Origin of the sequence: Flavobacterium sp. LS1P28 (assembly GCF_003970335.1) — a bacterium.
Lineage (GTDB): Bacteria > Bacteroidota > Bacteroidia > Flavobacteriales > Flavobacteriaceae > Flavobacterium.
The window spans coordinates 140,918-150,318 of sequence record NZ_RYDI01000007.1 but is presented as its reverse complement, the minus strand read 5'-3'; the positions used below and the strand labels follow the sequence as shown (position 1 = coordinate 150,318).

5 protein-coding genes are annotated in these 9,401 nt (G+C 34.5%); all 5 read right to left on the bottom strand.

What is annotated here, in order from left to right; genetic code table 11:
- Positions 1 to 185: 185 nt before the first annotated feature.
- Positions 186 to 1,277, bottom strand: a complete 1,092-nt coding sequence (locus EKL97_RS07910; protein WP_126564040.1) for an alpha/beta fold hydrolase — start codon at positions 1,275 to 1,277, stop codon at positions 186 to 188.
- Positions 1,278 to 1,408: 131 nt separating this feature from the next.
- Positions 1,409 to 3,091 carry a gamma-glutamyltransferase gene (ggt, locus tag EKL97_RS07905; protein WP_126568605.1) on the bottom strand — a complete coding sequence of 561 codons (1,683 nt, stop codon included), beginning with the start codon at positions 3,089 to 3,091 and terminating at the stop codon, positions 1,409 to 1,411.
- A 17-nt stretch (positions 3,092 to 3,108) separates the two neighbouring features.
- Positions 3,109 to 4,539 carry a SusD/RagB family nutrient-binding outer membrane lipoprotein gene (locus EKL97_RS07900; protein WP_126568604.1) on the bottom strand — a complete coding sequence of 477 codons (1,431 nt, stop codon included), beginning with the start codon at positions 4,537 to 4,539 and terminating at the stop codon, positions 3,109 to 3,111.
- 10 nt (positions 4,540 to 4,549) lie between these two features.
- Entirely contained in the window at positions 4,550 to 8,113 is a 3,564-nt protein-coding gene (locus EKL97_RS07895) for a SusC/RagA family TonB-linked outer membrane protein (RefSeq protein WP_233588563.1), read from the bottom strand.
- A 143-nt stretch (positions 8,114 to 8,256) separates the two neighbouring features.
- Positions 8,257 to 9,363 (bottom strand): FecR family protein, encoded by a 1,107-nt coding sequence (locus EKL97_RS07890; RefSeq protein ID WP_126462486.1) that lies wholly within the window; start codon positions 9,361 to 9,363, stop codon positions 8,257 to 8,259.
- Positions 9,364 to 9,401 lie beyond the last annotated feature (38 nt).

The following is a 9,401-nucleotide window of genomic DNA, read 5'->3' as shown; positions in this document are numbered from 1 at the left end:
ATTTTGCGGACTTGTTTCATAGGCTAAAATTAAGATTATTTCTTAACTTAATGTGATGGCTAAGTTAGCATGTCCAGGCAACATAAAAGTGTTTTCCTGTTTTCCGTTAAGAAACATAAATCGTAAACTTAAAATCTACCTTAGTAAGTTTTGATTTCTGGAAAACAATATTAAAAGCTTGAATTTTACTTAATTTTGGGTTCAGATTTTTTAAGTAATTCTTTAAGATATTTACCCCATATTTTTGGATTGGAATGTGTGCCATGGCCAGTGGTTTTATCTGTAATAGGTAATAAGATATATTTTCCATTTTTAACGTTTTTAATTTCTTTCTCCATTAATCCGAGTTCAGGAGGGTTTACTTGATCATCGGCAGAATTTATAGCAATTAAAGGGGCTTTAATTTTTGACAAGTAAGGTTGCGGATTGTAATCTCTTGAGGAATCAAAAGCATAAATCAGATCATTAGCATCTAATGTTGATGAATATCGGGCTAAAGTATTTTCCATCATTATTTCTGCTTTCTCTCTGGTTGGGGCTGCAATTTGCCATTGTAACGGACTACTCACCATAAACATCAGAGATAATATAGCGCCAGTCATTCCTTGTTGTGGCTGTTGAATATAATTACCCTCTTTCCACTCAGGATCCATTTCGATTAATTTAATCGCCATTTTTCTTTGAATGCGGTTTCTACCGGCTATTTCTGCTGGTAAGCTTGCCAAAGGCATTAGTGCATCCATAAAATCAGGGTAGGTGTAACCCCAAACCCAAGTGTGCATGCCGCCCATTGATGTTCCCATTACCAATCGAAGATGATCTATTTTCAAATGTTCAGTCAGTAATTTATAGTTTGCCAAAACCATATCGTCATAATTGTATTTGGGAAATGCCATCTTTAAGCCATTGCTTGGTTTGCTCGATTTTCCGTGTCCAATATCATCTGTTAAAACAATAAAATACTTTGTGGCGTCTAACAATTGACCCTTTCCAAATAAATTGCCTCCAAACTGTTTGCTCAAAAAGGCGCTTCCGCTTCCAGTGGTGCCATGCATAATTAAAACAGCATTGTTAATTTGACCTTTCTTATTTTTTGTTGGTTTCCCAATGGTTGTGTAATGTAGTTTTAGTTGGTCTAAATATTCTCCACTTTTAAAAGTAAAATCTTTTATTAGATAATCTCCCTCAATTGGTGCTGGAAAATCTGTCTGTGCAGTAACACATTGGACAGATAAAATATAAAAGAAAATAAAAGCACATGTATTTTTTATTAACATTTCATTAAAATTTAAATTAATAATTTTGGAATAAGATCAGGATAAATTATATTATTTGTTCTTTTATTTTGATGAGACTATTCGAATAAAGAAAAGTTCTTTCAAACATTATACTACTTAAAAACAGACAGTTAATATCCTGCGGCCGCACCATCTTTTCTACTTTCTGAGGCTCCAAAATACACTTTTCTTATTGCGTCATACATGATTGCTTGATACCCTCCATAATACCCTCCAAAGCCAATTTTATGTCCCTTCTGGATCAATTTTTTTATTTCTTCAAAATCAAAACCACTTTCAATTAGGATTTCGCCTTTGCCTGTTGACAGCTCGCCCGTAAAATCAGTTGAACCAATGTGTTCAAACCTTGGAGCATCTCCTGCTTCCTGTAAATTCATACCAAAATCAATCAGGTTCATTAATATTTGAACATGACCTTGAGGTTGAAAATCGCCTCCCATTACACCAAAGCTCATAAATGGTTGTCCATCTTTAGTAACAAAACCCGGAATAATAGTATGAAAAGGTCTTTTCTGAGGGGCATACGAATTTGGCGTTCCTTCAGCCAAATTGAAGCATTCGCCTCGATCCTGAAGCATAAAACCTAATTTTGGCGGAACCATTCCAGATCCCATGCCTCTATAATTACTTTGAATTAAAGAAATCATGTTTCCTTCTTTATCGGCGACAGTCAAATAAACTGTACCGCCATTGCTTTCTTTTCCAGCTTTAAAAGTCCCTGCGCGGTCAGGATTAATTAAATCCCTTCTTTCAGTTGCGTACTCTTTAGATAATAAATCATTTACAGAAACTTTCATAAAATCTGAGTCCGCATAATATTTAGCGCGATCTTCAAAAACAAGTTTTTTTGCTTCGTTTACAATGTGCAAATGTTGAGCGCTACCAAAGGGTATTTTACTAAAATCATAACCTTCTATAATATTAAGCATTTGCAAAGTAGCCATTCCTTGTCCGTTTGGTGGTAATTCCCATACGTCATACCCCCTGTAATTTGTTGAGACAGGTTCAATCCAATCCGAATGGTGTGTTGCAAAATCTTCATACGCTAAAAATCCGCCTTGAGCTTGAATAAATTTAGCAGATTCTCTGGCAATATCTCCTTTATAAAAAGCATCTCTTCCTCCTTTGGCAATTTTTTTATAGGTATTAGCTAAAAATTGGTTTTTAATAATATCTCCTTTTTGAGGTAATTTGCCATCTACAGTATAAGTTTCCTTGATATTAGGGTACTGTTTCATATATTTATTTATCGTGACTTGCAGATAATAAGCAATTAATTCTGTAGTTGGGAAACCTTCTTCAGCATATTTTATACTTGGATTTAAGATGTCCTGCATAGGTAGTTTTCCAAATTTATTATGCAATTCGAACCAACCATCAACACAACCTGGAACCGATACCGGCAGGGGACCACTTGGTGGAATGTGTGTAATGTTATTTTTAGTGAAGTAATCTAAAGTTAGTGCTTTTGGAGATCGTCCGCTGGCATTCAAGCCATAGAGTTTTTTGGTTTTTGCATCCCACACTATCGCAAAAAGATCACCACCAATGCCGCTACCTGTTGGCTCCATCAAGCCTAATGCGGCATTTACAGCTATTGCGGCATCCACTGCTGTACCTCCTTTTTTTAAAATATCGATTCCGATTTGTGTTGCTAAGGGCTGGCTAGATGCTACCATTCCGTGTTGCCCAATAACCTCAGATCTTGAAGCAAAATTTCTGCCCGTTAACCGGTCTTGAGCAAATATAAATGTTGTTGCTATTAGTAATAAAAATAGGAATCGATTTTTCATTTGTGTTTGATTTTTAATTAAAATATATCCCAATATAATTTAGTTTCGCTTTTGTCACCACCTATTTTTGTAGCCGCGTTCGTATAATTAGATCCATTTAACTGTTGCTCATTTGCTGGATATTTCATCCGGTTTGGATAACCTGAAAAAGCATTTACGGGTATTGTTAATTTTGGGAAATCTAATCTGCGAACTTCCAACCATCCTTCAAATGGGCGATTGTATAATGCAATCCATTTTTGGAAACCTATTTTTTGTTTCCATCCACCTGCAGCGGTCGTGTAAGCAACGTCCGATCTTAATAAGTATTTATCAGCATTTGCCTCAGTACCGCCCCAATATAGTATTGAAGCTTTAATGGCATTATTATAATGAGATTCTGCAGAACCGGTTACGTTGTAGCCACGCTCTTTTGCTTCAGCTCTATAAAATTCCATTTCCACATAATCTATTAATACGTTTGGCGCGCTAGGGTCAGCTACACGAGTACTTGGCTTTGACATTTTTGGATAATCACTTGGGATGCCCATTATGCCTCCAACGTATAAGCCTACATTATTCACTCCAAAAAAACCTGGTTTACGTGGATCTTCAAAGCTATTCAGAACATCCATTAAATCTTTTGCTGCAATATAATCGGTGCGATTGGCCAACACCAGTTGATCATACAACGGATTATTATTAGGTATTGCGGTAAAATATTTAACAAAACCATTATTAGATATCGCGTTAATAGCATTTGGATTGGCTTTTTCAAAGGCTGTTTTCGCTAATGAATTATCTACGTCAGATATTGTCATAGCCATTCTTACCTGTAAAGAGTTTGCAAAAGAAATCCACTTTGCTACAGAACCTTGAAAAATAATATCTTCTGACGATGTGAAGCCAGGAGCACTAATACTTAATTTGGCTATGTCATTTTCCAATCGGATCATTAATTCTTTGTTAACAGTTTTGGCGTCATCATAAACTGGGAAAAGTAGCTGATCATCTAACGACTTGGAGTAAGGAATATCGCCATAAGTAGTCACCAAAATGTTAAAGGTGTACACTTGCATGATATCGATAATTGCTAATTGATTTGTTTTTATAATTGGATTTAAAGTAACATCATTTGTTATAATACGGGAGCTTTCTTTTAAATCATTCAAAACATCTCTATACATTCTAGTCCACCATGCATCATTAATCGACCTTGTGACATAATTAAATTGTGCCTCTTCCTGAATAACAGCCTGAGCCCAATGATTTACAAAGTGTCGAAAGATGTTAACATTTACACTGGCTGAGGCTAAGCCATCTGACAATGTTTTAACGGCATTTGAGAATAAACTACCCGGAGGGACTTCACTAGCCCGTTTAGTTTCATCATTAAAACGAGTAATGTCGTCTGTACAGGCGCTAATTAATAACACCAATACTACTATTGAAATAAATCTTTTTTTCATGATTGTAAGTTTATAATTTTACTTTTACGTTTAACCCAATAGCACGTACTGTAGGGTAAGATCCACTTTGATAGCCTTGTATGTTGCCTGAAGATAAGTTTTCTTCAGGGTCAGCGTAGGGAACATTTTTATGGATTAACCATAAGTTTCTTCCAGTCAACGAAAATTCTATTTCATTTATAGATTTAATTCTTGACATTATTTTTTTTGGAAGAGAATATGAAATCGCTACCTCGCGAAGTTTAACAAAACTCGCATCATATACAAAATTTGATTGAGGAAGATATCCACTAGTGCCTGAAACTATAGTAACTCTTTTTGTGTTAGGTTCTCCATTCGCTGTAACTCCTGCCAAAATTATACCTCCTCCATTGGCAACAGCATCTCGTTTTGGGTTTCCAAGATCATTAAGTCCAACAGTTTCGGGTAAAATACCCGACATTGTACCGTAGTACATGTCTAAAGAAAATAATTGACCTCCTTTTTTTACATCAATTAAAAAACTTAAGTTAAAATTTTTATATCTGAAACTATTACTCAAGCCACCAATCCAATCTGGATTAACATTTCCAATTACATTTGAGGTAGTAGTTGTAAATTGATATAAACCGTTATCCTTTATAAGTCGTTCCCCATTTAACATTTCATAAGTCACCGATTGTAATTCGCCATAAGGTTTACCTAACGAAGCATTTAAGCTAACTCCACCTTGGAAAGTTCCTAATTGCAAGTTTTTACTGTCGTTGTATAAGGATAAAACTTTATTACGATTTCTTGTGAAATTTAAATTCACATTCCAAGAGAAATCGGCGCCTTTTACCGGAGTTGCAAATATAGAAACTTCGATACCTTTGTTTTCAATATCACCGGCATTAATAAATTTGCTGGAGTAACCTATAGCAGTAGAAACAGCTACAGGAATAATTTGATCTACTGTGTTAGTATGGTAATAAGAGGCATCAAAACCTATTCTGTTATTAAAAAAGGACATTTCTAAGCCAATTTCTTTACTGATTGTATTCTCAGGTTTTAATGCACTATTGTTTTTAGTATTAGGTAAAGAAAAAAGCAATGTGCTATCAAAAGGATTTGGCTTATCATACACATCTCTTAGACTTCCCCAAGCGGCATCATTTCCAACAGTAGCATAATTTAGTCTAAGCTTTCCAGAAGATAACCAGGGTAAATTTTGAAGATGATTATAAAAAATATAACTGCCGGAAACGGCATAATAATTATATGCATTTGCTTCTTCAGGCAAGGTTGAAGATTTATCCCTACGCAAGGTTGCATCTAAAAGAAGTAATTCCTTGTAATTTATTGTTACGCCACCAAATACACCATCTACTGCTTTTGGTTGATACGATTCAATCGCTGCAGGGACAGTTCCTTTTGAATTAGAAACGGCATAAAGTTTTGGAACAACTAAACCTCCTGCAGTTTGAGAAAAAATTGAACTTATTGTATTTCTTCTAATATTGAGACCAGCTAAGGCATTAAGACTGAAATCGTCATTTAATTTTTTATTTATTGTTGCCAATAAATCGTAATTAGTTTCATTAAAATTTCTATCAAAACGAGAATAAGATGAAATTCCAGCACTTCCCACGGCTCTTCTTTCCTGTTGCATTTCTGAATAGGTATCTACTGAAACTCGGCCTAAAAGGTCTAGCCAGTCGGTAACCTTATAGGTGATTGTTGCGTTTCCAATGACCCTGTTTCTAGTATCGTTTTGATAATTCTCATAAACAACCCAATATGGATTATCTGAAAAACCGGGAGTTAAATTGGTAAGTTTTGTAGGATCAGCCCAGTTCCAAGTAATATTTTTTCTATTTCTAAAATAGGCATCTTTTAATTCTAAAACATCAACATTAGTCTGATTAAAATGTCTGAAATTACTATTCACATTCCTTCCACTATCATAACCTGTTCCATATCTTCCTTTGCCATCAACTTGGGAATAATTTACTAATCCACTTACCACCAGTTTGTTTGTTATATTATAACTAGCACTAAGATTTACAATGTTTTTTAAAACACTTGCATTTGGTAATACGCCTCTTTCATCATTTCTGGAATATCCAATTTTAAAAGAACCTTTGTCAGCAACTAATCCATCAATCATAACATTATGATTCGTAGAAATAGCGGTTTGATAAAAACTGTCCGGTCCGTTTTTAGGTGCAATCCAAGGTTTTGGTTTTTGATAATTTGGTGATGCCTGATCAAATGCTTCCCAATCATATACTAATAAATTTGGGTCATAACGTGGACCCCATGAACGTGGCGCAAATGTAGGTACTACCAAGTCTTTAATTCCATCAGCATTAGCATCAAAAAATAGAAACCCATCTTTATCCTGAGGAATTGAACGCCCAGCGCCATATTCTTGTTGGTATTTTACAAATGTTGTTTTATCTATATTGCCAACCGTAACTCCGCTATTTACAGAAATTCCAAGCCCGTTTTTTGGTTTTTTTGTGGTAATCATTATTACCCCATTTGCTGCTCTTGAACCATAAAGTGCTGAGGCTGCGGCTCCTTTTAACACGTTAATCGATAAGATATCATTTGGATTAATATCAGCCGCTGCATTACCATAATCATAACCGCCTGCCCCTGATCTTTGCGACGCTGAATTTGTATTCGAATTATCCACCGGAACTCCATCTACTACAAATAATGCTTGATTGTTTCCTGTCAATGATTTATTTCCTCTAACTACAACATTTACTGATCCTCCTACAGAGTTACCTTGAGTTATTTGTAAACCTGAAATCTTTCCGGATAGTCCACTTGCAACGTTTCCTACTTGCGTTTTATTGACATCATCACCACTTATTTGTTGAGCCGCATAAGGAAGCGTGTTTTTTTTGCGTCGAATACCAAAAGCGGTAACTACAACTTCATTAAGGCTTTGTCCTTCCTCTTTTAAAACGACAGTAAGAAAACCACTTCCTAAATTAACTTCTTTGGTTTCCATCCCAATAAATGATATTACTAAAACGGATCTTACAGAAGGCACTTCAATAACAAAACTTCCATCAATGTCTGTTTGAACCGAAATAGTAGATCCTTTAACGTGAACATTAGCTCCTGGGATCGTTAATCCTTTTTCATCAACTACCTTTCCTTTTATTATAATAGCAGCTATTGCTTTAATTTCTGTCTGATCCAAACTTTCTGTCGCTGTATTTATCATCGAAATGCGCTCTCTTTGTAGTACAATGAGATTGTTTATTTCGTCATACTTAATGCTAAGTGGTTTTAAAATGCGTGAAAGTACGCTGGATAATAATTCATTAGTGGCTTCTATGTCCACTTTTTGTTTTAACTGAGTCATTCTTGAATTATAAGAAAACTTAACGTGTATTGATTTCTCAAGTTTAAATAAAGCATCATCCAGACTCACATTCGTCATGCTAATTGTCACCTTAGTGTCAAGTTTTCTTTGTTCTTTACCACTATCTGCCAATACTACATTAGAAAAAATGAGAGCTAAAACAAATTGGAATAATGTTAACTTTATGATACGATAGCGTCGTCGTTGTTTTACTACAGTTTTTTTCATAATTTTGGTTTTTTGGTTAATACTTTAATTGGTTATTAGCGAAACATTACAATTGTCTTTTACAGGAGATCAATTGATTTTTTACGGCGTCGTAAATGTTACAGCATTTTCGGCGCTTTTTTTAATTTAATATAAATTGTAATTTAGTTGCAACCAATTGATTGAATACTAATTTGGTTACCATTCATTTGATACGTTGTGTTATTTCCAATACTTTCACAGATTATTTTTAATTTTTCAGATAAGGGCTGGTCAGTTAGTGAAGTAGTAATATGACATTCTTTCAACTTATTTTCTGGAAAATCAATATCTACTAAATACGCTTGCTCTATAGTTCTAAAAATTTGGACTACTGGAATATCGGTAAATTCAAAACTTAATTTTTCTACGTCACCAAGAGCACTAGTTAATGATTCATCTTGTGTTATATTGGTAATTTTATTGAATATAAGGGTTTTTCTACCATAACGAAGTGCTTGATTAGGCAATAAAATCACTTCTTTCTTTGTTGAATTAAAAGCAGATTTATTGGAATGGATTTTGACAATACCTGTTCTAACTATTACCTCCACATTAGAATCGTTTTCATAGGATTTTATTCTAAAACTTGTTCCTATAACTTTAGTTATTATTTCATTTGAATAAACCAAAAACGGTTTTTTAGCATCTTTGCTTATTTCAAAAAAACCTTCACCAGACAGATAAACTTTCCGTTCGTTTCCGACAAATATTTTAGGATAACTCAATTTACTTTTTGGTTGTAATAAAACCGAACTGCCATCTGACAAGATTATAACTTGGGACTTATTGGAGTTGTTTGTTTGCTCTAACAGGCCATCGGAATTCTCTTTAATTAATTCATTATAATTAAGCTCTCCATCATTGGCATTAAAAAAATTATGATAAAACCAAGTTGATATCAGCCCAAATACAAGTGTTGCTGCAATGCCTTTAATCCAATTGTTTCTTAAAAACAACACTTTGGTTTTGCGAGTGGTTTTCTTTTTATTCTCAATTTTATGCCAAGTAGCTTCTAAAGCAGTCTGAACTGCATCAGCTGATAAATCGTCTGCGGGAACTTTCATTGCAAAAATCAATACGCGCGCTTCTTCAACTAATTTAGCTCTTACGGGGTTTTCCAAAGTCCAAAGCTCCCAATTTTGTTGGTCGTTTTGTTGTAGTACCCATCTTTTGAAGGATTCATCGGCCAAAAATTCGCCTATTTCAATATAATTATTACGGTTTTGCATGAATAAAAATGGGTTATAAAAGGAAAGAGGACATTTTT